27 protein-coding genes are annotated in these 26,155 nt (G+C 34.0%); 11 read left to right on the top strand and 16 right to left on the bottom strand.

Going from position 1 to position 26,155, the window contains the following annotated elements; genetic code table 11:
- Positions 1–68: 68 nt before the first annotated feature.
- The 16 genes from EKL95_RS05215 to EKL95_RS05145 all read right to left on the bottom strand — a co-directional run bounded on the left by EKL95_RS05215 (position 69) and on the right by EKL95_RS05145 (position 14,381).
- Positions 69–1,205 (bottom strand): alpha/beta hydrolase, encoded by a 1,137-nt coding sequence (locus EKL95_RS05215; protein ID WP_126553523.1) that lies wholly within the window; start codon positions 1,203–1,205, stop codon positions 69–71.
- 130 nt (positions 1,206–1,335) lie between these two features.
- Positions 1,336–1,941, bottom strand: coding sequence for a bifunctional phosphoribosyl-AMP cyclohydrolase/phosphoribosyl-ATP diphosphatase HisIE (hisIE, locus tag EKL95_RS05210; RefSeq protein WP_126451645.1), 606 nt, complete (start codon positions 1,939–1,941; stop codon positions 1,336–1,338).
- A gap of 83 nt (positions 1,942–2,024) precedes the next feature.
- Positions 2,025–2,780 (bottom strand): imidazole glycerol phosphate synthase subunit HisF, encoded by a 756-nt coding sequence (gene hisF / locus EKL95_RS05205; RefSeq protein WP_126553403.1) that lies wholly within the window; start codon positions 2,778–2,780, stop codon positions 2,025–2,027.
- Positions 2,781–2,878: 98 nt separating this feature from the next.
- Positions 2,879–3,661: a HisA/HisF-related TIM barrel protein gene (locus tag EKL95_RS05200; protein ID WP_126553405.1), complete on the bottom strand. Its 783-nt coding sequence runs from the start codon at positions 3,659–3,661 to the stop codon at positions 2,879–2,881.
- A 99-nt stretch (positions 3,662–3,760) separates the two neighbouring features.
- Positions 3,761–4,348, bottom strand: a complete 588-nt coding sequence (hisH, locus tag EKL95_RS05195) for an imidazole glycerol phosphate synthase subunit HisH (RefSeq protein WP_126563696.1) — start codon at positions 4,346–4,348, stop codon at positions 3,761–3,763.
- A gap of 81 nt (positions 4,349–4,429) precedes the next feature.
- Positions 4,430–5,566, bottom strand: coding sequence for a bifunctional histidinol-phosphatase/imidazoleglycerol-phosphate dehydratase HisB (gene hisB / locus EKL95_RS05190; protein WP_126563695.1), 1,137 nt, complete (start codon positions 5,564–5,566; stop codon positions 4,430–4,432).
- Between the two features lie 24 nt (positions 5,567–5,590).
- Positions 5,591–6,640: a histidinol-phosphate transaminase gene (hisC, locus tag EKL95_RS05185; protein WP_126563694.1), complete on the bottom strand. Its 1,050-nt coding sequence runs from the start codon at positions 6,638–6,640 to the stop codon at positions 5,591–5,593.
- Positions 6,630–7,922 (bottom strand): histidinol dehydrogenase, encoded by a 1,293-nt coding sequence (hisD, locus tag EKL95_RS05180; protein ID WP_126563693.1) that lies wholly within the window; start codon positions 7,920–7,922, stop codon positions 6,630–6,632. Before hisD ends, hisC begins: the two co-directional genes overlap by 11 nt.
- A gap of 73 nt (positions 7,923–7,995) precedes the next feature.
- Positions 7,996–8,853: an ATP phosphoribosyltransferase gene (gene hisG / locus EKL95_RS05175; protein ID WP_126553413.1), complete on the bottom strand. Its 858-nt coding sequence runs from the start codon at positions 8,851–8,853 to the stop codon at positions 7,996–7,998.
- Positions 8,854–9,131: 278 nt separating this feature from the next.
- Positions 9,132–9,260: a hypothetical protein gene (locus EKL95_RS15285; protein ID WP_255416224.1), complete on the bottom strand. Its 129-nt coding sequence runs from the start codon at positions 9,258–9,260 to the stop codon at positions 9,132–9,134.
- Positions 9,261–9,505: 245 nt separating this feature from the next.
- Positions 9,506–10,948, bottom strand: a complete 1,443-nt coding sequence (locus tag EKL95_RS05170; protein ID WP_126563692.1) for a DUF3570 domain-containing protein — start codon at positions 10,946–10,948, stop codon at positions 9,506–9,508.
- A 43-nt stretch (positions 10,949–10,991) separates the two neighbouring features.
- Positions 10,992–11,204, bottom strand: a complete 213-nt coding sequence (locus EKL95_RS05165) for a DUF4266 domain-containing protein (protein WP_126451655.1) — start codon at positions 11,202–11,204, stop codon at positions 10,992–10,994.
- A gap of 15 nt (positions 11,205–11,219) precedes the next feature.
- Positions 11,220–12,203 (bottom strand): FAD:protein FMN transferase, encoded by a 984-nt coding sequence (locus EKL95_RS05160; RefSeq protein ID WP_126563691.1) that lies wholly within the window; start codon positions 12,201–12,203, stop codon positions 11,220–11,222.
- A complete protein-coding gene (locus EKL95_RS05155; protein WP_126459286.1) occupies positions 12,203–12,637 on the bottom strand; it encodes a thioredoxin family protein in 435 nt (144 codons plus the stop codon). Before EKL95_RS05155 ends, EKL95_RS05160 begins: the two co-directional genes overlap by 1 nt.
- A gap of 250 nt (positions 12,638–12,887) precedes the next feature.
- The gene (locus EKL95_RS05150; RefSeq protein ID WP_126563690.1) at positions 12,888–13,331 is read right to left on the bottom strand and encodes a ubiquinol-cytochrome c reductase iron-sulfur subunit; all 444 of its coding nucleotides are present in this window, start codon (positions 13,329–13,331) and stop codon (positions 12,888–12,890) included.
- Positions 13,332–13,700: 369 nt separating this feature from the next.
- Complete coding sequence (locus tag EKL95_RS05145; protein WP_126563689.1) at positions 13,701–14,381, bottom strand: GNAT family N-acetyltransferase; 681 nt, start codon at positions 14,379–14,381, stop codon at positions 13,701–13,703.
- 441 nt (positions 14,382–14,822) lie between these two features.
- Here EKL95_RS05145 and EKL95_RS05140 point away from each other — a divergent pair, with 441 nt between their 5' ends.
- The 11 genes from EKL95_RS05140 to EKL95_RS05090 all read left to right on the top strand — a co-directional run bounded on the left by EKL95_RS05140 (position 14,823) and on the right by EKL95_RS05090 (position 26,112).
- On the top strand, positions 14,823–15,710 hold the full coding sequence (locus EKL95_RS05140) for an AraC family transcriptional regulator (protein WP_126459275.1): 888 nt from the start codon (positions 14,823–14,825) through the stop codon (positions 15,708–15,710).
- Between the two features lie 282 nt (positions 15,711–15,992).
- Positions 15,993–16,559 carry a 6-phospho-3-hexuloisomerase gene (hxlB, locus tag EKL95_RS05135; RefSeq protein ID WP_126459272.1) on the top strand — a complete coding sequence of 189 codons (567 nt, stop codon included), beginning with the start codon at positions 15,993–15,995 and terminating at the stop codon, positions 16,557–16,559.
- A 41-nt stretch (positions 16,560–16,600) separates the two neighbouring features.
- On the top strand, positions 16,601–17,242 hold the full coding sequence (hxlA, locus tag EKL95_RS05130; RefSeq protein WP_126563688.1) for a 3-hexulose-6-phosphate synthase: 642 nt from the start codon (positions 16,601–16,603) through the stop codon (positions 17,240–17,242).
- 77 nt (positions 17,243–17,319) lie between these two features.
- The gene (gene gndA, locus EKL95_RS05125) at positions 17,320–18,726 is read left to right on the top strand and encodes an NADP-dependent phosphogluconate dehydrogenase (protein ID WP_126563687.1); all 1,407 of its coding nucleotides are present in this window, start codon (positions 17,320–17,322) and stop codon (positions 18,724–18,726) included.
- 17 nt (positions 18,727–18,743) lie between these two features.
- Complete coding sequence (gene zwf, locus EKL95_RS05120; protein WP_126459263.1) at positions 18,744–20,354, top strand: glucose-6-phosphate dehydrogenase; 1,611 nt, start codon at positions 18,744–18,746, stop codon at positions 20,352–20,354.
- On the top strand, positions 20,338–21,057 hold the full coding sequence (pgl, locus tag EKL95_RS05115; RefSeq protein WP_126561509.1) for a 6-phosphogluconolactonase: 720 nt from the start codon (positions 20,338–20,340) through the stop codon (positions 21,055–21,057). The genes zwf and pgl overlap by 17 nt, the downstream gene beginning before the upstream one ends.
- 1,034 nt (positions 21,058–22,091) lie before the next feature.
- Positions 22,092–22,853, top strand: a complete 762-nt coding sequence (locus EKL95_RS05110) for a LytR/AlgR family response regulator transcription factor (RefSeq protein ID WP_126563686.1) — start codon at positions 22,092–22,094, stop codon at positions 22,851–22,853.
- 82 nt (positions 22,854–22,935) lie between these two features.
- Positions 22,936–23,346 carry a response regulator gene (locus EKL95_RS05105; protein WP_126459254.1) on the top strand — a complete coding sequence of 137 codons (411 nt, stop codon included), beginning with the start codon at positions 22,936–22,938 and terminating at the stop codon, positions 23,344–23,346.
- A 480-nt stretch (positions 23,347–23,826) separates the two neighbouring features.
- Positions 23,827–24,363 carry a DUF4402 domain-containing protein gene (locus EKL95_RS05100; RefSeq protein ID WP_126563685.1) on the top strand — a complete coding sequence of 179 codons (537 nt, stop codon included), beginning with the start codon at positions 23,827–23,829 and terminating at the stop codon, positions 24,361–24,363.
- Between the two features lie 104 nt (positions 24,364–24,467).
- Entirely contained in the window at positions 24,468–25,334 is an 867-nt protein-coding gene (locus EKL95_RS05095) for a molecular chaperone (protein ID WP_126563684.1), read from the top strand.
- 217 nt (positions 25,335–25,551) lie between these two features.
- Positions 25,552–26,112 carry a hypothetical protein gene (locus tag EKL95_RS05090; protein ID WP_126563683.1) on the top strand — a complete coding sequence of 187 codons (561 nt, stop codon included), beginning with the start codon at positions 25,552–25,554 and terminating at the stop codon, positions 26,110–26,112.
- Positions 26,113–26,155: the final 43 nt, after the last annotated feature.

Raw genomic sequence — 26,155 nt, 5'->3', positions numbered from 1 at the left:
TGGATGAAATTCAACATTAATGTCGTTTTTTTATCTATACTCTGTAATAGACGCGATAAATCGCATCTCTACACTTCTTTTTCATTAAAAAACAACCATTCAATTGCTTTTGGAAACTCGTCACTCCAGTAGGTTTCGCTATGTTTTCCCTGCTTGTTAATACTTAAATTAATATTCGATTTTTCTTTTACAAATTCACTTGAAATCAAACTATCTTTAAAACTTTTGATATGTTCAATCATCGTTATACTTTCATCGCCACCGGCATATAAATAGATTTTTGTATCTGCTGAATTAGCTTTTTCAGTATTGATTTTTAATTCAGGAACGACCCAAAGCGAGGGCGAAAAAATCATTAATTTCCCATACACTTCAGGATTTCTTAATCCACTAAAAATACTAACTAATCCACCCATTGAGCTTCCTCCAATTCCGGTGAATTCCCGTTCTTTTTTGGTTCTAAAATTGCGATCTACGTAGGGTTTTAATGTATCAGTCACAAAGCGAATGTATTTCTTGCCTTGTCCCTTTCCTAGAACAGTTTTCCCTACATTGTATTCTTTGATGCGATCTTCTTCGGCGTGTTCAATAGCAATAATTATAATTTTTCCGATTTTATATTCTGACATAACTGCCAGTTTTTTATCAATTTCCCAATTGCCAAATTCAGCTGATTCATTGAATAAATTTTGAGCATCCTGCAAATACATAACCGGATAACTTTCACTCGATTTGTCATAATCATGGGGTAATAACGCCCATATTTTCCTGGTTTTATTGAGTTGGGGAATTTCAAATTCATCCGAAATCAATTGCACTTGAGGTAAAAAAGATTGTTTAAAAGGCAACCAGTTTTTTCTCCATCTCTCAACGTGTTCTTTTTGAATGCCAGTATGTGCTAATGTAGAGCGATTTTCGGTACGATTCCCATGACTGTTAATCTCAACATCGCTCCAATCTCCTTTCGTAAATTTATACAAAAGCATCTCTGGATAATCAAAATCATGTGGGAATTTGTAATGATACGAACGGTTCCCTATCTTCTCCATCAGAAATTCGTTGTCCTGTGTGCGCCAATTATTAAAATTCCCTGAAATATAAACCGGCCGAGCGTCATCTTCATCAGTAGTTAGAATTATGTGTAGTCCAGTATTTAGTATAAAATTGTTTGCATCAGGATTAAAGGTGGTATTGTCTGAATTCATTACTTGTATGTGCTGCTTTAATTTTAAAATAAAAGTAAATATAGTGGATTGCTATTGGAAATAAAAGAAAAAAGAAAACCCAATAGCAAATGAATTTTCTATTGGGTTTTATGTATAAAAAGTAAGTATGCTAATTTTTCTTCTGACGGCTTTTTAAAACTGTTACCACATCATCTAACTTAAACCCTTTGGCTTGCAATAAGATAAGATAATGAAAAAGTAAATCAGCACTTTCACTCAAAAACAAATCATCATTGTCATCTTTGGCTTCAATAACCACTTCAATCGCTTCCTCACCTACTTTTTGGGCAATTTTGTTCATCCCTAATTTGAATAAAGAAGCAACGTAACTTTTTTCTGAATCTGCATTTTCTCTTCGAAGTTGGATTGTATCTTCTAAATCCGAAATAAAGCCATAATCTGCTTTGTTTTCGTCAGCCCAGCATGTATCTGTACCTTTATGACATGTTGGCCCTTCTGGTTTTACCTGAATCAATAGCGTATCATTATCACAGTCGTTTTTGATGTCAATCAGATTTAGAAAATTGCCACTTTCCTCGCCTTTTGTCCAAAGCCTTTGCTTACTTCGACTGTAAAAGGTTACTTTTTTAGTGTCTATCGTTTTTTGATACGCTTCGGCATTCATATAACCCAACATCAAAACCGTTTTGGTTTCACTGTCTTGAATGATTGCTGGAATTAATCCGTCTGTGTTTTTTGAGAAATCTATGTTCATGTTTTTAATTTAAAGATTGAAAAATTAAAGATTGAAAGATTATCTAATCCGATTTTCTTTTCTCTTTATTCTATTATCTGTTTCTATATCCTAACTTCGATATTATTATTTTTAAGGGCTGTTTTTAATGTTTTGATTTCAATTTCTTTAAAATGAAATACACTTGCGGCCAATGCTGCGTCTGCTTTTCCTCCCAGAAAAGTGTCCACAAAATGCTGTATGTTTCCCGCACCACCAGAAGCAATTATAGGGATATTAACTAATTCCGAAAGTGTTGCCAAAGCTTCGTTTGCAAAACCGTTTTTAGTTCCGTCATTGTCCATTGACGTGAATAAGATTTCACCTGCACCACGTTCTTCCACTTCTTTGGCCCAATCAAACAAATTCAATTCGGTAGGCACTTTTCCTCCTACTAAATGAACAATCCATTGCCCGTCAATTTGTTTGGCATCAATTGCAACCACTACACATTGACTGCCAAATTTTTGTGCCAAATCATTAATCAACTGCGGGTTTTTGACCGCTGAAGAATTAATAGAAACTTTATCCGCCCCGTTTTGCAACAAAATTTCAACATCTTCAACGGAGGAAATTCCACCACCAACAGTAAATGGAATATTAATCGTGGAAGCGACTTTACGAACCAAATCAACTAAGGTTTTTCTTCTTTCTTCCGTGGCAGAAATATCTAGAAAGACCAATTCATCCGCACCTTCATCTGAATATATTTTAGCTAATTCCACTGGATCTCCTGCGTCACGCAAGTCCACAAAATTAATACCTTTTACGGTTCTTCCGTTTTTAATGTCGAGACAGGGAATAATTCTTTTTGTAAGCATTATTGTTTTTATTACACAGAGATTCACGAAGTTTCACTAAGATTCACAAAATTCTTGGTGAATCTTAGTGTCATCTTTGTGTGTCTTTGTGAAACAATCTATTTTATTATATATTTTTCTAATTGTTTCAAGGAAATTCGTCCTTCATAAATTGCCTTACCAATTATTGTTCCTTCACAGCCTAATTCGGCTAGTTTTGGTAATTCGTCAAAAGTAGAAATTCCTCCCGAAGCAATTAATTTTATGCCATTGGATTCCGCCAACTTCTCGCCTCTCGACTGCGCTCGAGATGACGCGCTCGAAGTGACAGTGCATTGATTAATAATTTTTTTATATAAATCAAAGGATGGTCCTTCAAGCATACCGTCTTTGGCAATATCGGTACAAATTACATACTGAATTCCCTTATTTTGATACTCTTGTATAAAGGGAATCAATTCTTCATTAGAATCTTCTAACCAACCCGAAACGGCTACTTTTTCATTGTTGGCATCTGCTCCCAAAATAATTTTATCAGCACCGTATTCTGCAATCCATTTTTCGAATAGTTCTCTATTTTTAACGGCTATACTTCCGCCGGTAATTTGATTGGCACCACTTTCAAAAGCAATTTTCAAATCAGAATCGGATTTTAATCCACCACCAAAATCAATTTTCAATTTGGTTTTAGAAGCTATTTGCTCTAATATTTTATAATTCACAATTTGGCTTGACTTTGCTCCGTCTAAATCAACCAGGTGCAGGTATTCTATACCGTGAGCTTCAAATGATTTGGCCACTTCAAGCGGATTTTCATTGTATATAATTTTAGTATTGTAATCGCCTTTTGACAAGCGAACACATTTTCCATCAATGATGTCTATTGCGGGTATTATTCTCATTTATTTTTAATTTAAAGATTTAAAAATTGAATTATTTAAAGATTGGGAATGTTAATTAAAGAACTATTTGATTCTCTAATTTTTCAATCTTTGAATTTTTCAATCCTTTAATTTTAAGAAATTACCCAAAATTTGTTCTCCAACATCACCACTTTTTTCGGGATGAAATTGAGTTCCATAAAAATTTTCATTTTCCAATGCTGAGGAATATTCTAGCTCGTAATTAGTTGTAGCAATGGTTTCTGTACAAATAGGAGCATAAAAACTATGGACCAAGTACATGTATTCGTTCTCTGCAATTCCTTTGAATAAATCTGATTTCAAGTTGTAAATTTGGTTCCACCCCATTTGTGGTACTTTTACTTTTGGCGTGAATTTAATCACATCAATATCAAAAATTCCCAAACCTTTGGTATTCCCTTCCTCCGATTTGTTGCACATCAGTTGCATTCCCAAACATATTCCCAAAACAGGTTGTTTCAAGGTTGGAATCAAAGTGTCTAAACCACTTTCTAAAAGCATTTTCATTGCTGAACTTGCTTCTCCAACGCCTGGAAAAATAACTTTGTCTGCTGCTTTAATTTCGTCCGGATTATTGCTCAAAACAGCTTTGAATCCCAATCTTTCGATGGCAAACATAATACTTTGAATATTGCCTGCACCGTAATTTATGATTACTATTTTCATTTATATTGGTCTTAATGTTGTAAAGTCAAAAGTCATAAAGTCAATGCCGGAGCACTTTAAGACTTTTGTCTTTCGACTAAATTAAAGCATCCCCTTCGTACTTGGCAAAATCATCTTTTCCGTATCGCGCTTTACGGCTACTTTTATTGCTTTGGCAAAAGCTTTAAAAATAGCTTCAATCTTGTGATGTTCGTTCGTTCCTTCTGCCTTTATATTGATGTTGGCTTTCGCTCCATCGGAGAAAGATTTGAAGAAATGATAAAACATCTCTGTTGGCATTTTCCCCACCATCTCCCGTTTGAATTCGGCTTCCCAAACCAGCCAATTTCTGCCTCCAAAATCAATAGCTACTTGCGCTAAACAGTCGTCCATTGGCAAACAAAAACCGTAACGTTCTATTCCTAATTTATTTCCTAATGCTTTCGCAAAAACTTCTCCAAGTGCAATTGCTGTATCTTCAATTGTGTGGTGTTCGTCTACTTCCAAATCACCTTTTACAAGAATTTCTAGATCCATTTGTCCGTGACGCGCAATTTGGTCGAGCATGTGATCAAAAAAAGCAATTCCAGTTTCAATTTGACTTTTTCCAGTTCCATCAAGGTTTACGTTGATGTAAATATCCGTTTCATTTGTTTTTCTTTTTATTGAAGCGGAGCGTTCTTCTAATTTCAAAAACTCATAAATTACTTTCCAATCGGTAGTTTGCAAAGCAATAACGGAATCTAATTCCTCTCTTTTTGAAGCAATTTCGTCGCCTCCTAAAGCCTCGTCTGTATTAATAAAAATTGCTTTTGAACCCAAGTTTTTAGCTAATTCTACATCGGTAATTCGATCCCCAATTACAAATGAATTTGTTAAATCATACTCCGGATTATCAATGTATTTTGTCAACAAACCTAATGCAGGTTTGCGCGTTGGAGCATTTTCGTGCGGAAATGTTTTATCAATTAATACCTCTTTGAAAATAACGCCTTCATTTTCAAACGCTTTCATAATTAAATTATGCACGGGCCAAAAGTTAGCTTCCGGATGCGAATCAGTTCCCAAACCGTCTTGATTGGTCACCATAACGAGTTCAAAATCTAATTCTGCAGCAATTTTTCCCAAATATTGAAAAGCGTTTGGATAAAATTTTAATTTTTCAAAACTGTCTAATTGGTAATCATTTGGTTCTAAAACCATTGTTCCATCACGATCTATAAAAAGTATTTTTTTCATTAAAAAAAGTTTAAGGTTTAAGGTTTAAAGTTGTTTTAACACCTCAATTAATTTCATGTTTTCTTGTGTTGTTCCAACAGTTAAACGCAATGTATTTTCACAAAGTGGTTGGGTGGTTCGGTTCCGAATTACAATTCCTTTTGCAATCAATTGATCGTATCTTTTATTGGCATCATCCACTTTTACCAAAATAAAATTGGCTTCTGTAGGATAAATTTTTTCGACAAAATTAACATCAAGTAACGCTTTAAGTAATTCCTCTCTTTGTGCTATAATAGATTCAATTTCAGATTTTATCTTTTCCAGCTTGTCTAATCGTTCCAAAGCTCTTTTCTGAGTCAGTTCATTCACATTATATGGTGGTTTTATTTTATTCAAAACCGAAATTACTTCCGCAGATGCATAACAAATTCCCAATCTGATTCCTGCCAAACCGTACGCTTTTGATAGTGTTTGAGTAATTACCAAATTTGGATATTCGTCTAATTCATTAATCCAACTTTCTTTTTTTGAAAAGTCAATATACGCTTCATCAATTACTACCAACCCCTTAAAATTTTGAAGAATATACGCCACACTTTCATCCGAAAAAGAATTTCCGGTTGGATTATTTGGTGAACATAAAAAGATGATTTTAGTGGTTGCATCAACAGCTTCCATGATTTTCTCCATTTGCGGCTGAAAATCTTCTGAAAGCAACACTTCTTTGTTCTCTACTGCATTGATATTCGCCAAAACACCATACATTCCGTATGTTGGTGGCAAAGTGATTACGTTATCTGTTTTTGGTTCACAAAAAGCTCTGAATAACAAATCCAACACTTCATCACTTCCGTTACCAAGTAAGATTTGATTTGTTTTGACATTTCTTAGTTTAGCCAAAACCTCTTTTACACTAACTTGTTGTGGATCTGGATACCGATTTACACCATTTTCAAACGGATTTTCATTGGCATCAAGAAAAATCATATCTGCAGTATCAAAACCTTCAAATTCATCACGAGCTGAAGAATACGGTTTCAATTGCTTTACGTTTTCTCTAACCAAATTATTTATATCGAAATTATTTTTCATTTTCAATCGCTTTTAATCGTAATGTAACTGCATTTTTGTGCGCTTGCAATCCCTCCGCTTCTGCCATGATTTCAATAGCTTTCCCGATATTTTGTATGCCTTTTTGGGATATTTTTTGAAAAGTCATTGCTTTAGTAAAACTATCCAGATTTACACCGCTATAATTCTTGGCGTAACCGTTGGTTGGCAAGGTGTGATTCGTTCCTGAAGCATAATCACCGGCACTTTCAGGTGTATAATTTCCTATGAATACAGAACCCGCATTTTGAACGCCATTACTGTAAAAATCATCAAATTCTGAACAAATGATAAAGTGTTCTGGTCCATATTCATTGATTAAATCCAAAGCAATTTTATCATTTTCGACAAAAATTAATTTAGAATTAGCAATCGCTTTTTCAGCAATCGCTTTTCTTGGCAACGCTTTTATTTGGATTTGGATTTCAGCCTCAACAGCCTCAATTAACTTTCTGGAAGTAGAAACTAAAATTACCTGACTGTCCGCTCCGTGTTCCGCTTGAGATAATAAATCTGATGCTACAAAAGCTGGAACTGCTGTATCATCAGCCACAATCAATAATTCTGATGGACCGGCCGGCATATCAATTGCTACGCCAAACTGAGTTGCGAGTTGCTTGGCTACCGTTACATATTGATTTCCTGGTCCAAAAATTTTATACACTTTAGGGATCGTTTCCGTACCAAAAGTCATTCCGGCAATTGCTTGAATACCTCCTACTTTTAATATTTTAGTCACACCACATAAATTTGCAGCATACAATATTGCGGGATTTATAGCTCCATTTTTATCGGGAGGGGAACACAAAACAATTTCGTTACAGCCTGCAATTTCTGCAGGAACAGCAAGCATTAAGACTGTGGAAAATAAAGGTGCAGTTCCTCCTGGAACATACAATCCAATTTTTTGAATGGGTCTTTTTTCCTGCCAACAATTTACTCCTTCAATAGTTTCTACAGTTACTCTTTCTGTTTTTTGAGCAGTATGGAATTTTTTAATGTTTGACTTCGCAAGTGAAATTGCTTCTTTTAAGTCGGCAGAAATGGAAGCAATAGCCTCGTCAATTTCTGCTTTAGAAACTGCTAAATTTTCGATAATTGCACCATCAAAAAGCGAAGTGTATTTTGCAACAGCAAGATCACCTTTCTTTTGTACTTCCTTAAAAATTTCTTTTACTGTTGCTTCTATATCATCAACCGTTTTTGTAGGTCTTTCTAAAATGGAAGCCCAGCTTTCGGGTTTTGGATTGAATATTTTATTCATTTTTAATTTTATTCAAAGATTAAATGATTTAAAAATTGAAAGATTTTACTTTTAAATCATATCATTCATAATTCTACAAAACCATTTTCTCAATTGGACAAACTAAAATTCCTTCAGCTCCAGCTTCTTTCAATTGATCAATCACATCCCAGAAAGTGTCTTTGTCGATTACCGAGTGTACGCTGCTCCATCCTTCTTGTGCCAAAGGCAAAACGGTTAAACTTCGTAATACCGGAAGAATTTTTCCAACAGCATCAATTTTGTCATTTGGCACATTCATCAAGATATACTTCGATTTTCTTGCTCTTAAAACAGATTCAATTCTGAATTTTAAAGTGTCTATTATTTTTTGAGATTCAGGACTTACTTTTGGAGAAACAGCCAACACCGCTTCACTTTTAAAAATAACTTCAACCTCTTTTAGATTATTTTTAAATAATGTACTTCCACTGGAAACAATATCAACAATAGCATCAGCTAAACCAATGTTTGGAGCTATTTCAACCGAACCTGAAATCTGGTGAATATCGACATTTACACCTTTAGAACTAAAAAAATCAAGTACTGTTTTAGGGTAGGAAGTGGCAATACGCATACCGTCTAAATCCTGAACGGATTTGTAATCAAATGCTTTTGGTACAGCAACAGATACTTTACATTTTGAAAAACCTAATTTTTGAATTACTTCAATATCTCCGCCTTTTTCAACTAATAAATTATCGCCCACAATAGCAATATCCACAACTCCATCAATCAGATATTGAGGAATATCCGAATTTCTTAAATACAAAACTTCTAAAGGAAAATTGGATGCTTCTGCTTTTAATTGGTCGATTCCGTTATCAATTGAAATGCCTGCATCTTTTAGAATTTGAATGCTGTCTTCGTTTAAACGCCCTGATTTTTGAATTGCAATTTTTAATGTACTCATTTTGTTTTTTGTTTTTTTGTTTAAAATATTTTGATTGAGTACAAATATGGGGTAATAAAAAACCCGTTTGATGTACTCAAACGGGTTTTTAGAATATGATGATTTACACACATACCATTAACACATCGCTTGAGAGCAATAATGAAAATGATGATGATGCAATTGATTTGTAAACATTTTTGTCTGCTTTATTTTAATTCTTTTGCAAATATACGAGTTAAATTCTTTAGAAAGCAATTTTTATTTTAACTTAAATGCTAATTTTTGTTAAATGAATATTATTCTTTTTTTTTATTATATTCTTTTTTCACAGCTGTATTCTCATTCACGGGTGCAGAAACACCGCTGTCTTCACTAATTTCTGTATGACGAATTTCATCCCCAGAATTCCCTACTTTTATTGACAAAAATTGACACTATCACAAACAAAATATACGCCGTATTTTTTAACGAATCTTTCTTTAAAAACATTCCAGCTATCAAAATTCCAATTCCGAAAAAGGTTCCGATAATTAGAATTTTGTTTTCAACCATTTACAAATGAGTGTAATATGTATTTTGGTCTTGATTCCGTTTTCGGTCTCTGAATAAAAATAGTGCAGTTGAAAAGAATTAATATATGCATCTTTATTATTTTTTGTAAATTTAGGGTTTATTGCATTACAAATTTGAAAGCAATGGTAGCAATATTAGCCGTCAAATTATCACTTCGTTTGTAATGATTGAATCTAAAATCAATATTTTTTAAGCCAAATTTCCAAATTTTTCCTGCAGTAAAAATATCTGTATAATTAACGCCAAAACCGTATTGATTGGCATCAAATGTGGCTAAATCAGCATCCGAAGTATAAAATTTTTCTGTTGACAAATGCGTTTCATAAGGCGCATAATATTTAGAAGCCACTTGTGTATAATAGCGGTACATGGGAAAAACAGTAAACTTATCGGACAATTTCACAGGAAGTTCAATACTGGCGGTATGCGATTGTAAATCCCAGTTATCTGAATAAAAACGATAATAAGTTCGTAATATAAATCGGTCATTGATGTAATAATTCAAACGCGCTCCAACGGGAAGTTTAAAACGTGAATCCGGTAATCTTTCGATATCATCTGCTAATTTGTAAACTCCGGTGTTGCTTGGACTTTCGTAATTGCTTATGTATTGCGCTTGTCCAATGTAAAAATTGGCTTTGTCTGCAAAATAAATTCGGTGGTAAGGAGAAGACAATAATCCTTGTTGTTGCAATACATCAAAGAAAACGGAAACTTGTAATTTCTTAGTCAAAACCTGAGAAAACCCTACAGAAGCTGAAAATGAATTTCTGTTAACAGTAGTAACCTGTTTAAATGCAGACGGCAAGTAATCTGTTGAGGATACACCGTTCTGATCCAAAACTGATACACCAAAAAAATAGCCTTGATTTAAAAAATTTAAACCATACAATGAATATTCGTGCAGCTCCGTTGGATATATAGGTCTCCATTGATCTATATATGCATTTACTTTCAAACTCAATTCTGTATTTTTTTCATTAAAAAGACCAGTGATTCCGCCACCAAAACCAACTGAAGTGTAATCATATTCATTTGAAAAAGAAACATCTGTATTCCAAATAAAATTCCTGGAATCGCTACTATGACTGTAATTAGCAACAACGGATACTAACTCATCACTTCTTGAAGCACCAGATGAAGCTTGCCAAGGCGTTCCACTGGGTCCCGTAGCCGCCGCTTTACTGCCTGCTGTTGGATCATTAGCGCCTCTGCTGCCAGAAGCACCCGTAGAATTAAATGGATTTATATTACTGGACGAAGCTGATGAATAAGCTGATATTCCTAAATCAATAGTCAAGACATCATCCTCATTCAACGGCATTGCCACCACAATATTAGAAGCGACATCTGTAAGTTTCTCTGAACCAATACCCCCAGAAACAGCTGATCTTGATCCATCTTGCTCGTAATAACTCGCTAGAAAGTCCACTTCTGTACTTTCTAACACTCTTTTTTTAAAAACGGGTTCTTTACTATTTTCTTGAGAAAAAGCAGTTACAGTGATTAAGATAAAAAGAGATAAAATTTTTATTTTCATTTTCTAATGGATTGGAATTTACAATCTGAATTGATGCTTTAAATTAATTGCAACCACAGCCGCCACCTGATTTTCCACCATTGGCTCCGCCAGCAGCTTCACGATATACTTGAAAAGACGTTTCATACCGTTCCGCTGTTCGGGCAGAAAGCTTCATATCAGGATCAGTTATTTTCTCTTTTTCGTATTCTTTTATGGAACTGCACGATTGCAAAATCAAAAGTGTAAAAAATACAAAGGCTATTTTATGTTTCATGAGTGCATTTTGTTATTAATTATATTTTTTGATATCAATTCCATTTGAAGAGTGAATTTTGCCTTTATCGTCAACAATAATACATTCAATCCCTTTAATTTGATTTACTAAATCCAAGCCTACTTCTACTCCAAGTACAAAAATTCCTGTGGCCAACGCATCAGCGATTTCAGTCTGCTTGGAAAAAACAGAGACACTGACCACACCATTTGCCGGATACCCCGTTCTGGGATCAATAATATGCGAATAACGAATACCGTTAAAAATCACATATTTTTCATAACTGCCGGAAGTTTCCACCGCACTGTCTTCTATTGGGAACGTGGCAAAAATTTTATTCTTGTTCAAAGGGTTTACTATTCCTACAGTCCAAGGTTTTCCGTCCGGTTGTTTCCCCCAGGCATTAATATCTCCCGAGACGTTTATAATTCCGGAAAGACAGCCTTTAGAAAACAATAAATCTTTTACTTTATCAGCAATATAGCCTTGTCCAATGCCGCCCAAACCTAATTTCATTCCTTCTAATTTTAGAAAAATAGTCTGTTCTTTCTGGTTTAGAATAATATTTTTATACCCAATTTTTGCGACTGATTTTTTTATGGCTTCATCGGTTGGCATTACTTTCATGGAACCATCAAATTTCCATATTTTGTCCATGGAAGCATACGAAATATCAAAAGCACCATTGGTAATTTGGGAGATTTTAATGGCTCTTTCGACCAATTCAAAAACTTCAGCATCCACTTTTACTGGCTGTATTCCTGCATTGCGATTGATTTCGGAGATTTGCGTTGTTGGAATCCAATCGGAGATTAAATACTCAATTCGTTTTACTTCGGCTACAGCCAAATCAATATATTCGTTGGCCTTTATAGTATCACTTGCAACAGCGGTAACCTCAAAAGGACTCCCTAACATAAACAACTTTCTCTTATGCGTAATTTGCGAAGTCGCTAATGCCGTTGTGAATATAAAACTGAGTACGAGTATTTTTTTCATTATTTCTCAAAGGAATGAATGATTTGAATGTATTCTTGCGGAGTCACATTTTTGTAACCAGTAATTCCTAATACGGTCCCTGTTTTATCCAGTAACAGCACTAAAGGGAAATTTCCAGATTTGTTGTACTGCTCAGCTAATTTTTTATTGCTAGCTGTTAAATTAGCAGCCAGTAAATTTGCTTTTTTCTTAGGAAAATCAGCTTTGTATATGACCCATTTTTGCTCTGCCTCATTTTTAAAATCTTCTGACTTCCAGATTGTATTTTCTAGTTTAATACAAGGCGCACACCAATCAGATCCTGAAAACACAAGAAGGATATTTTTGTTTTCTTTGATTGCTTTTATTTTTGCATCATTAAAATCAGATTCCCAATTTTGAGAATAACCAAATGTTCCTAAGAAAAGAAACAAAATCAGCGTGTATTTTTTCATTTTAGGGTTGTTTTTATCTCTATAAAAGTATTTGTTTTCCCTAAACAACAATTTAGCAGAGAACAAAATTAAGACAGAATTAATTTAACAATAAGAGACTTAAGTAATAACCATGGTATAATGTCGTATTTTAAAATCAGGATAAAATCATGTAAAAATCTGATTTAAAGCTGTTTTACTTAAAGTTAATTCTTTTGACTTTACGACTTTTAAACTTTCGACTTACTTATAGCTCTTTGTTTTAATTTTATTACACAAAAACAGTCAGTGCTGTTCCTGCTAATGAAGTCTTGTACTCTTTTAAATTAGACGCTGCAGGCCCAATTGTAACTACTCCCTTACTGGTAAATTGAGAATTATGTCTTGGACAAACAAATTTGTTACCTGCTTCATCATAATTAACAATAACTCCCTCATGAGGGCATGCAGCAGAGACTGCTAGAAAATCACCTGCGTTGGTTCTAGCGATAATTATTCCTTGGGTTACTAAAAAACCTCCGTTTTTAGCTAAAGTCCCCATGCTTACATCAACTGTGAAATTTGAACTTGCTGAAGGTGTCGGGGTGGTGGTACCTGATGAATCTGAATTTGTATCATCAGAGCTACAACTCACGGCCATGCCAGCAATACAAGCAGGTAGTAAAACTGTTGCTGCTCCAAATCCTACTCTGGAAAAAAATTCTTTTCTAGTCATAATTATTGATATTAGTTTCTAATAATAATAGTTACGTAAAAAACTCAAGTTTAGTTTTTTATTGAAAAATATTATTTTAAGTACTTAGTTTTTAGTCCTTTTTTAATAAACTACCTCGGAGCAAAGTCCCAGAGGTAATAACTAAATAACTGCCACAGATTCACAGATTTTTAAAAATCTTTTTAATCCTTACAATCTGTGGCAAAAACTCTTTTTAATAATTGCGACAATATATCTTTCTTGCTACTTATAATCATTTAAAAAAAACTCTTTTATGATGATTTTTTTTAAGTTATTGTTGCCCAGATTTTGAGTTGGACTCAGCTAGTGCATTTTCAGGATTTACAAAATTGTTCTCAATCCACAAGTTTACCTGGTAATATACCAAAAACTAATTTTTTGCCTGATTGTAAAACCCAGTTTTTGATAGAGTGTTATGGCTGTGCTATTGTCTTCAATTACATGTAAATAAGGTATTTTATTTTGGTTAAAAATTTCATTTACTGTATGGGCAACTAATTGTTTGGCGTATCCTTTTTCGGTATGATTGGGATGTGTTACTACTGCGCTGACTTCGATAAAATCATTCATTTGCATGCGCTCACCACTCACGGCAACAAGTTTATTGTTTTTGAAAATACCATAATAATTGCCTAATAAAGCGGTTTTCTTTTTAAAATACCCTGGCTGCACCAAATTTACCAACGCATATAAAGCATCAATATGTTCGTCAGTCAGTTGTATGATTCGATCATTAACTAGAATGTCGATTGGATTGTAAACAATCATTTGAAGGCAAACCAATTCTTTATTAATCGTCAATAGATTTGAAAGTTCTGGTTTTTCTCCAACAATAAAGAAATTATCAACCATCGCAGCGTATTTATCGATAGACTTAGCAATAGCATCGCCTTTTTCAAAACCACCAAACGGGCAATAATCCGGAGGATAGAATTTTATATTGCCAGAATTCATAGCAAAATTTTGATGCGTTTCTAATAACGAAAACCAAACTGGATTATCTAATTTTTTATCGTTTTGTGTTTTCATAATAATTTAGTTTTTGAAAGTTGATCATCAATTTTACGTACTTTTTCATCCGTTAAAATTAACGTCATTTATGTTTCACTCTTTTTGCGGGTAATGTTAGTTCCTTCAATATAAAAATTAAAATTCATTATTAGTGCTCTAAGAACCGTACTGAATCTAGTTTTGAGCCTAATTTCAAGCTGAATCAATATCTTAAGATAAGAAAAGAGTATATTTGTCCTTGATCTTTAATGTTTAAAATTACTGACACTACCTTTTATAATTAAAATCCCTTGATTATTAAGCTATTATTGAAAAGCTACTAATGAAAATTGTACTAAAGAAGTGTTTTAAATTTAATAAATTAGGTTTACAAGCATCATTTAAAATGACTCTATAATAAACTTGATGCATTAAAGTCGTTTATTAGAGCGCACTCAGCACTTATATAAAAAATATCCTATGTACTTAGAGAGGTTTGAGATTAAAAAAAACATTCAAAAAACGGATGATAAAAATTTGTCCTTCCGGGTTTTTGACCTTGGGACAGCAAGTGCTGAAGATTATTTGAAACCACATAAAAAAGATCATTTTTGTATCATACTTGTGGAATCAGGAAGTATTAAAGTACATATCGAAGACAAAATTCATTTATTAAATTCAGGAAAAATTTCTATTCTGTTTCCGGATCAAATCCACTTTTTGTCAAATTTGTCAACTGATTTATCTGGCAAAATTATATTATTTGAAGAAGTATTGTTCTGTTCAGATATATTGAAAAATGAGCTCAGTGCCTATAATGTAAACTTATCGGCCCACCTTAATTGTACCGCACTTTCTAGCCTAGAATTTGAACAAGTCCTACCTATTATAAAGAACATACAGGATATTTATAATGCCCCTAGCCTAGTTAAAAAAGAGCAGGCCCGTTTTTATATCAAAATCTTCCTTTTGGGACTCATTGAATCAATCCATGGCCAACATCCTGTTTTACATCAGGACACTCAAGGTCCTGACCAGAATACCTATATAGCCTTTAAAAAACTTTTGAACCATCAATATAAAATTGAGCGCACTGTACAATACTATGCCTTAAAACTGGCTATCAGCACTAAAAAGTTAAATGCACTAAATAAAAAATATTCTGGCGAAACCGCAATAAATGCAATCCACAACCGGATCCTTACCGAAATTAAAAGACAATTACTGTTTACGGATCGCTCTCACAAAGAAATCGCATTTGACCTTGGGTTTAGCTCTCCATCAGCTCTTAATAAATTTGTAAGAGCTAAGCTAAAGGAAACGCCAACGGACCTTCAGAATGGCCTGGCGCAAATTTATACCGCATAGTCTTGTATATATAACATCCCTCCTTTCCTTCTGATCTATCTTTGCATCAGTAATTAATACTATTCAAAATAGAGATTAATTACTGTTGCAAAAAATCGATTACAGCTTTATTATTCTATTTAATTCTGAATAGAAAAAATTAAAATTATAAAGGCATCCTGTAATTTCAATCACGCAATACCTCACACACTCGAAAAAAAATCGATCAAAATTACCCAATTTCATTGGTGTACTAATTTGAATGATAGTAGGAGCGTATCGCTTATTTAAAAATAAAACAAAATGAATAGTAACACTTTGACAAACAAAAATCTGCATGTTATTTTGGAGGAAAACCTAAAATTAGCAAATGAGATTAATCCTCAAGAGATAAAGGTTTTGGTTAACGAAATTAAAGTAGCCAAACGAATTTTTGTAATGGCAGCAGGGAGAAGCGGACTTGCATTAAAAATGGCAGCCATGAGATTTATGCATTTAGGCTATACGGTATTCATAGTAGGAGAAACGAATACACCCGCCATTCTTGAAGGTGATTTGTTACTGCTAGCATCAGGATCCGGCACTACTTCTTCAGTACTCTCATCAGCGGTGAAAGCGAAGGCTCAAAAAGCAACAGTTATTGCGCTGACTGCCGATGCAGAAAGTAAATTAGCAGAAGTGGCAGACCATATCATATTCATAAAAGCGGCAACAAAAACTGACTTTGGGGCTTCGGTCTCCGAGCAGTATGCAGGCAGCCTTTTTGAACAGTTTATATTATTTATCCTGGAGAGCGTTTTTATGTCGCTTTGGCAAGAATCAAAGTTGACCAAAGAAGACCTATGGCCCAAACACGCCAACCTGGAATAACGATTTTTTTAATATTATTAATTTTTTTAAACATTTTAGACATGACAAAATTACAAGTCGCAATTGATTTACTTACTACAGAAGCAGCATTAGAACTAGCACACAAAGTAGCACCTTACGTAGATATTATAGAATTAGGTACTCCGCTTATTAAATCGGAAGGACTTAGTGTGGTAACAGCAATGAAAACTGCTTTCCCTGACAAATTAATTTTTGCAGACATGAAAATTGCAGATACCGGTTTTCTAGAAGCTGAGATTGCATTTAAAGCTGGAGCAGATCTAGTAACCGTTATGGGTGCTGTAGATGATGCAACTGTAAAAGGCGCGGTAGAAGCTGCAGCAAAATATGGTAAAAAAGTAGTAGTTGATACTATTGGAGTTAAAGATAGAGTACAAAGAGCAAAAGAAGTAACTGCTTTTGGAGTTGCTTTTGTTGAACTACACGCTGGTCTTGACGAACAAACATTAGCAGGATATTCTGTACAAACACTTATCAGTGAAGGTAGACTAGCAAAAGTTCCTTTCTCTGTAGCAGGTGGTGTGAATATTAGTACAATAAAAGATGTTGTAGCTGCTGGTGCAGATGTAGCTGTTGCTGGTGGTGCCATTTATGGTGCTGAAGATCCGGCTGCTGCTGCAAAAGCATTAAAAGAAGCTATAAATAGTGTTACTGTAGCCTAATAATTGACTAATTTTGGCTGGACTTTATAAATAAAGTCCAGCCTTTTTTTTTCTAATAATAAATTTACATACTAATTATGAATACATTCGATTTTGGCATAGTGGGCCTAGGAGTAATGGGTCGTAATCTACTCTTAAATATGGCCGACCAAGGTCATGCTGTAGCTGGCTTAGACTTAGATGATGATAAAGTTCTTTCTCTCACAGAAGAAGCGAATTCCCAACACCGAATCAAAGCCACAACAGCCGTCGAAGATTTTGTTGCACTTATCAGACAGCCAAGAGCTATCCTGATATTAGTACCAGCAGGAAAACCTGTTGATGCTGTCATTCAAAACCTACTGCCCCACCTGGATAAAGGAGATATTCTTATCGACGGCGGAAATACATATTTTACTGATACTGACCGTAGATATACAGAATTATCGGCCAAGGGAATCCACTTCTTTGGAATGGGAATCTCAGGAGGCGAAAAAGGAGCCCGTTTTGGCCCTAGCCTTATGCCCGGAGGTAATAAAGAAGCCTATGAAAGGCTACGTCCTATTTTTGAATCCATTGCTGCTAAAGTAAATGGAGAACCTTGCGTAGAATACTTAGGCAACGGATCTGCAGGAAACTACGTGAAAATGGCGCATAACGGAATTGAATATGGGATTATGCAGCTTATTTCAGAGGCATACGATCTTATGAAACGCGGATACGAACTAGACGACACTACAATTCAAAAAGTATTTGAAGAATGGAATAACACCGAACTCGAATCCTACCTGATTGAAATAACAGGACACATCCTGAAGAAAAAAGATACCGACGGCCAGATATTAATAAATCTAATCTCCGACTGGGCAAAATCCAAAGGAACAGGAAAATGGACTTCTCAAAATGCCATGGACTTAGAAGTTCCCCTTTCAACCGTAGATGCTGCCGTTGCAATGAGGGAAATGTCTAAAAATAAACCGGAAAGAATTGAGGCTTCCTCAAAATTAATTTGGAATGCAGAACAAACCAATACTGACTTGCCTGCAGCCATAGAAACACTTAAAGGGGCTTTATATTTTTCCATATTAATTACTTATGCCCAAGGATTAGCCTTGCTAACAAAAGCTTCAAAAGAATATAATTACGAATTGAACTTGGAGACAATCGCTAAAATTTGGCGTGGTGGATGTATTATTCGTTCGGTAGTATTGGAAGATTTCCGAAAGGCTTACGCCAAAAATAGTGAACTGAAAAACATACTGCTCGATGATAGCATAGCAAAGACCTTAAATGAGAATCAATCCAGCATAAGGAATACCGTTCAATTTGCCGTTCAAAAAGGGATACCTATTGCCGGTCTAATGAACTCCTTAGCGTATTTTGATGCTTATCGATCAGAAAACCTTCCTACTAATCTGATACAGGCATTACGCGACTACTTCGGGGCTCATACTTATGAGCGTACTGATACTAACGGTATATTTCACACCGAGTGGAATGACTAAATTTTAAATGGAACATAATGGATAATCTCAATACTATAAACCCAACCATCATTCTTGTTTTTGGGGCTACCGGTGACTTAGCTAAAAGAAAGCTTTTCCCCGCTTTTTATAATCTTTATCTTGATGGTCGTATGCCGGAAAAGTTTGAGATCATTGCCTTAGGAAGGGCCGAAAACAGTGATGCGCATTACCGAAACCATGTCAGTGAAAACCTAAATGAGTTTTCGAGAAATAAAATAGCCTCCGAAAAAGAGTTCGAACAATTTGCTTCTCATATTTCTTATTTGCAAAATGATATCGACAAAGAAGAATCATACGTGTTGATGAAACAAAAGTTAGACGCCATAGATGCGTCTTTTGGGGTACGTGCCAACCGACTTTTTTACCTCTCAATAGCACCTTCTTTCATTGAAACCATATCTAATAATATTAAGAAATTAGATCTTGCCGCGAATCCGGAACAGGATCGTATTATTATTGAAAAACCGTTTGGTTATGATAAAAGTTCTGCCGAGCTCTTAAATAAGCTATTGGCAAAAACCTTTGAAGAGGAACAAATCTACCGCATAGACCACTATTTAGGCAAGGAAACTGTACAGAACATCCTAGCTTTCCGCTTTGGAAATTCAATGTTTGAGCCGCTCTGGAACCGTAACTTTATTGATTCGGTACAGATTACGGTTGCCGAAGAAGTGGGTGTTGAAGACCGTGGTGGTTTTTATGAAGGTGCCGGAGCATTAAGGGATATGATACAAAATCACCTGATGCAAATTTTAACGATGGTTGCCATGGAAGCCCCCACTTCGTTACAAGCTGATGAGGTCAGAAACCGTAAAGCTGACGTTTTAAAAGCAATACGCCGTATAACTCCTGATGAAGTAGAACACTACACAGTGAGAGGCCAGTACGAAAAAGCTTCGATAAAAGGAAAACCGATAGCTGGATACCTGCAAGAAAAAGGGGTGAAGGATAATTCCATCACAGAAACATTTGTAGCAATGAAATTTTATTTGGATAACTGGCGTTGGCAAGGTGTTCCTTTTTACGTTCGAACAGGTAAAAGAATGAAGGAAAAACAATCCTCTATCGTTATACAATTCAAACCGGTACCCCATTCTACTTTTTCTTTTGGAAAAGAAGGAATGATGCCAAACCGATTAATCATAAACATTCAGCCCGCAATGGATATTAGACTGCAGTTTATGACTAAAAAACAAGGCTTGTCTCTTTCGTTAAAACCAGCTGAAATGGTTTTTGACTATTTTTCATGCTCTACCCAAGCAACTGAAGCCTATGAAACCCTTCTATTAGATGCTTTACAGGGAGATCCAACTTTATTCATGCGCTCCGATCAAGTCGAAGAAGCCTGGGATGTGGTAACATCCATTCAGGATGCTTGGGAAAACGATAAATTTTCAAGTCTACACAAATACGAAGCTGGAAGCTGGGGTCCTGAAGCGGCAAATGAATTACTTGCTCGTCAGGGGCATTCTTGGGCATCAAATACACTAGATGCCGAAGAAGAAAAGCTACGAAAGAAAGCAGAGAAAGCGGACAAGGCAGAAAAAGATAAGAAAGCAGTACAAACAAAACAAGTAGAAGTAGCAGCTGATGGTAAGAATTTTTAATACTAAGGAAGACATAACAAGCCAGGCTGCCAATATATTTGTAGCTGCTGCAGAAAAAGCAATACAGAAACGCGGTCGCTTTGTGGTAGCGCTTACCGGCGGTTCCTCACCTGTAGCTATCTATGCCCTTTTGGCAACAGCTTCCTACAAGACAAAAATAGATTGGGAAAAGATTTTTATTTTTTGGGGTGACGAACGCTGGGTACCGCTTGATGATGTACTTAGCAATGCAAAAATGGCTAACGATACGCTACTAAGTCTTGTAAATATACCAAAAAACAATATATTTTCAATGTATAGAGAAGGTGTTACTCCTGAGGATTATGCGTTGGAATATGAAAAATCTATTAAAAATATAACAGGCGAGGACGGACAATTTGACCTTATTTTATTAGGAATGGGCGATGATGGCCATACTGCTTCTCTTTTTCCAGGGCAAGCCGTATTGCAAGAACAGGATAAGTGGGTAGCAGCTTATTATCTTGAGTCTCAAACTATGTTTCGAATAACTCTAACTGCACCTCTTATTAATAGAGCGAAACAGATTGTAGTAGTGACTTTTGGAGAAAATAAAGCCTATGCCTTAAACGAAGTTTTATATGGAGCGTATAATCCCGAAAAATATCCTATGCAATTAATTAAACCATCGGATGGCGAATTATTGTTCTTGACCGATAAAGCTGCTACAAGTAAGGAAAAATAATTTAGTGCTAAATTACATTGCATTATTAAGTTGAGCGGTCTTGTTTAATTATCTTTAGCTACCACAATGCAAAAATATTTTTTTAATTTTATGACTATCCGTTACTAATACCATTGCGTTTTATTTTGTTATTTCGACGGACGAGAAATCACATCAGTTGCTCTCGTTATGTGATTTCTCCCTTTGGTCGAAATAACAAAAGAGCTAAGTTTCATTTGTAAAATGTAGTTTGGTACAAGTAACGGACAACCATATTTAATTTTATGTCTTTCTGTAATTACTTCTATTAAAAGAAAACTGGCACGGATTCCCGGGTTATACATAGATTTTTTAAAATGGAAAAGCGTAAAATCTGTAGTAAAAAAATATACTTTAGGTATCAGATAAACATATATATTTAAAATATGTTTATCGGCTTATTCATCATTATATTTTTAGTTTTGAACCAAACAAAACCTTCAATAAAAAGCCAAATTCAAAATCCGTTTTTCATTCAAATTGTTTATTTTTTGAGAAGGATGGTGTAGCGCTCTTACACGGTTAGATAAAATAAAATAATCTCAGATCATAACTAACTTACTCTACTGTTAGGACTCTAAGGAAAATATATACTTTAAAATTTTTTTTTATCAAAAATAAACACTAACTTTCTTAAAATCAATAAAATATATAATTCTAAAATTACCATTAAAAGTATCAAAAGACTACTATTTGATTGTAAATTCTCAATCCTTTTACAATAAAAAATAGGAAATTCCATTGTGTTAGTGGAAACACCAAATTAAATTAACTAAAAGATACCCTTTTTAGCAAAAACACACTGTTTAACAACACTTAATACAGGAAACGTAACGATTATTACTTTTGTTTTTATTTAAAGAACTGCTGAGTGCTATTGCTGTTTATTGTTTTATTTTCGATACACAAAAATATTATTTTATTTTTTTTATAACATTCTAAAAATGAATACTATAGATTAATATCTAATGGTATTCATCGGTTTTAAAGATCAATTACCCCTTAAGTCCACACCTATGATACCTATTAATGCCGTAATTATTACGAAAGAAAAAGACACTTTACAAATTATTAAAAAATTTGAAAAAGAAAACTTTATAATTCTTAAAATAGTAAACGAAACGAGCTCTATAATTGAAGGAATCAATAGTATACAATTACAAAAACCAGATCTCGTATTTTTAGATATTTCCTTTACAGATGATACTTTTTTTGATATGCTCAATGAATTAGAACAGAGTATTCCTAAACTGGTATTCATTTCTGCCGATAAACAAAATGCTGTAATCGCATTTAAACAAAATGCGATTGATTTTATTTTAAAACCTGTCGATTTTAATTCTCTTCTTTTAGCTGTATACAAAGCTATTAAAAGAATTAAAATGGAGCGATCCTATCAAAATCAGGTAATCAAGGCACTTGAGCTATTAAACTCATTAAATCAGCCAAACGATTATGTTGCGGTTTCCTCCTTGGATAAAATTGAACTCATTCCTATGTCGGAAATAATTTACTGTAAGGCCGAAGGAAGGTGCACTACTTTTTTTCTACAAAATGGCAAAAAAATCGTATCGAGTAAAAATTTAGGAGAATATATTACAATTCTCGATCCCAACTATTTTTTTAGAATTCACCACTCGTATATTATTAATCTGCGTCACATAGTGAAAATTTCTAAAAAAGAAGGCTATTTCTGCGAATTTCCTAATGGTGTACTTTTGGCTGTTGCCAAAAGACGGCAAGATGATTTTAATAAATTTATTAAACTTAAAGAATAACAATTACACAAAATTATAGGAGTTCTTTTTCGTTGTAAACTAATAAATATTTCCTGTATGACTGCACTTAAATACTAAAACCATGAAAACCGAGTTGAAAGCAAAATTCGAAAAAGTGCTATTAATTGATGATAATCCAATTGAACGCTACATTAATTCTAGAATAATTCTCCATAATAATTTTGGAAAAAAGGTTGTCGAGTTTTCACTTGCAAGGGAAGCACTGATATATTTAGAAGAAAATCAAGAAAGACATGGTCAGCTGCCTGAGATAATTTTTATAGATTTATATATGCCCCATTTTTCGGGTTTTGAATTTCTGGAAGCTTATGATAAATTTCCGCTTACTTTAAAAAATAAGGTTAAAGTATTTATTGTTTCAAACACGATTGATAATCATGATATTATTCGTGTTTGCAGGGACCCAAATGTAGTTTCCTTTCAGCAAAAACCTATTACACAAGAATTTCTGGATCGAATTATACTCAAATGATGCTAATTTTGAAACGTTTAAAAACAACTTGTTTTAAACCGCAAAGACACTCTTTTTTAATTTTCGAAACTAGTTCCATTCGTTTATAAATTATCTTTTTAAACCTTTTAAGAAAATACAATAAATGAACGCATAACTGTAGCAATAATACATTTTTATAAGAATTTTAATTATTAAAAATTCAAGTCCTTTTAGTTAATTTTAACTTTTTAATGTTTTTTTAAAGCCTTTAAAAAGCATGAACACAATAAAAACCAAGATTTTATTGAATTTTTATCAAATAATTCTTACTTCGGTTCCTTTTCACTTATGACTTAGTAGCCATCATTTATTACTTCTCGTTTTACATATATTAACGGACTAAATACATTTGCTCCGGAATTGGCACTTTTGCTAATACAAAACAAATTATTTAAACTGATTAAGGACCAGGGCAAAACCTGCACTTGCTTCTTAATTTTAACCCCAAATTATTTTACAATGAAAAAAATTACATCACTTTTATCTATTATGGCTTTGACTGCTGTGTTTAGTACAAGTGCTTTGGCACAAAGTGCACCAGCTACTGTAAATTCAGCTAATACCACTACAACTATTGTAGCTCCAATTGGAATTACTACTACGACCGCATTAAATTTTGGTTCCTTTGCAACTTTATCTACTGGGGGTACACTTGTTATGACTCCTGCAGCTGTTAGATCATCTACTGGAGGAGTTAAATTGACTTCTGCTACTGGATCTCCTGCTGCTGCTGCATTTGCAGTATCAGGTGAAGGAGCTTATGCTTATACAATTACATTGCCTACTAGTGCTCTTGAACTTACAACTGTAGCTACAGGTACAGGATTAAAAACTATGTCAGTTGCTTCTTTTGTAAGTTCAATTGGAACTTCCGGAACTTTAGTTTCTGGATCACAAGCCTTTACTGTTGGAGCTACGTTAACCGTTGGACTTGCACAAGCGGTCGGTACCTATGTAAATTCGGGTGGTTTTGCTGTTACGGTAAATTACAACTAAATTGAATAAAAAGGGTGCTTAGAAATAAACACCCTTTTTAATTAAATTTTAAGGAGCTTAATTCATTAAATAGAAAAACAAAATACCACAAAATTAAAACCCTCATGACTAAAAAAAGTATTCTTATTCTGGTTCTTTTTTTAAATTTTTCATTTCCTTTACTGGCCCAAGGAGATTTAATGGTATTCCCAAAACGCATTGTCTTTGACGGAATTCAAAGCCGGGTACAAAATGTTAATTTATCCAATACCGGGAAAGATACTACAACCTACAGATTATCCTACAGTCAGATTAAAATGGATGAAGATGGTAAATTCAATACGATAGAAGAACCAGAAGAAAATCAAAATTTTGCCTCACCTTATCTCCGTTATTATCCCAGAACTATCACTCTGGCACCTAATGAATCGCAAACCGTAAAAATCCAACTCATCAAAACCAGCGAATTAAAAGAGGGTGAATACCGCTCTCATCTGTATTTTCGAGGTGTTCCTAAAACGAAACTTTTAGAAAACGAAACCACTGCAACAGATACGATCAAGCCAAAAAGTATAGACATTCAATTAACACCTGTTTATGGGATTTTAATCGCCAATATTATTACGATAGGACAAGCAAATACGGCAGTGACCTTATCTAATTTGGCATTGCTGCCATCACAGGATTTATACTTGGATATTCACCGCACAGGCAATCAATCTGCTTATGGGGAACTGAATGTCAATTATATTTATCCTGAGGGAATTAGTACTAATGTGGGACTAATAAAAGGCTTTGCAGTATATGCTCCTGGAAATTTGCGCAAAACCAAAATTAAACTCAATACTATTCCAGGTATTGATTACAGCAAGGGAAAATTACAGGTGATCTATTCTACCCCAAATCAAGAAACTACTTATGCTGAAGCCTTCCTTAATTTGTCAGACAACGAAGAATATTCACTTGAAACGGAAATTAATAGTAATAAATAAGAATCATCTGTTTGTTAATTTTGTTTGTTTTTTGAAAACATTACGATAAAAAATACAATACCAAAACATCAAAATATTTTCAGATAAATTACGCCGTGAAAGACATCGTTTTTTTCTAAAACAAAGCATGATAATGAGATAAGTGCAATCGCAAAAGAATTATATTACAGATAAACCTTTTGATTTATATATTATTTAATAGAACAGAAAATTAATAATGCCAAAAATTCTTATAACAAGTATCGTTCTAATTATATTCGTATTAGACTTAAAAGTACCTCTAGGAGTAGCAATAGCTGTTTTGTATATAATTCCTTTAGTTATTTCATATACTTTAGACAAAGATAAAATAATAAGGCTTGCCATAATATGCACTATTTTAACACTTATTGATACCATTGATTACTACCATATCGAAATGTATTATAGTGTTTTTACTAACAAAATCTTATCCATTCTTTCTATCTGGATATCGTGCTTTATTATTCTACGATACAAAGAAATCTTGTTACAAAAAGATACAGAAAAACAGAAATACCTAAAATCCATTACTGAAATGCTTTTTCAAGTTTCCCATCAAGTTCGAAGTCCTATTTCTAGAATGCAAGGTTTGACAAATCATATTGATTCTAAAGCTATATCAAAAGAAGAGTTAGAAAGTTTAAGTATCTATTTAAAAGATTCTGTTACTGAACTTGACATCTTCACAAGAACTTTGACAGCTAGTTTAGAAAAAATCCGAATTCAAAACACTACTGATCAAACAAATTCTAATTAATATTCATAGACGCAACTCAGGCAGTTCTCTAAAAAAATAATTC

Source organism: Flavobacterium sp. LB2P53, from assembly GCF_003970305.1.
Taxonomy (GTDB): domain Bacteria; phylum Bacteroidota; class Bacteroidia; order Flavobacteriales; family Flavobacteriaceae; genus Flavobacterium.
Note: the sequence above shows the minus strand (reverse complement) of the source record. Positions and strands in the feature narration are given on the sequence as shown.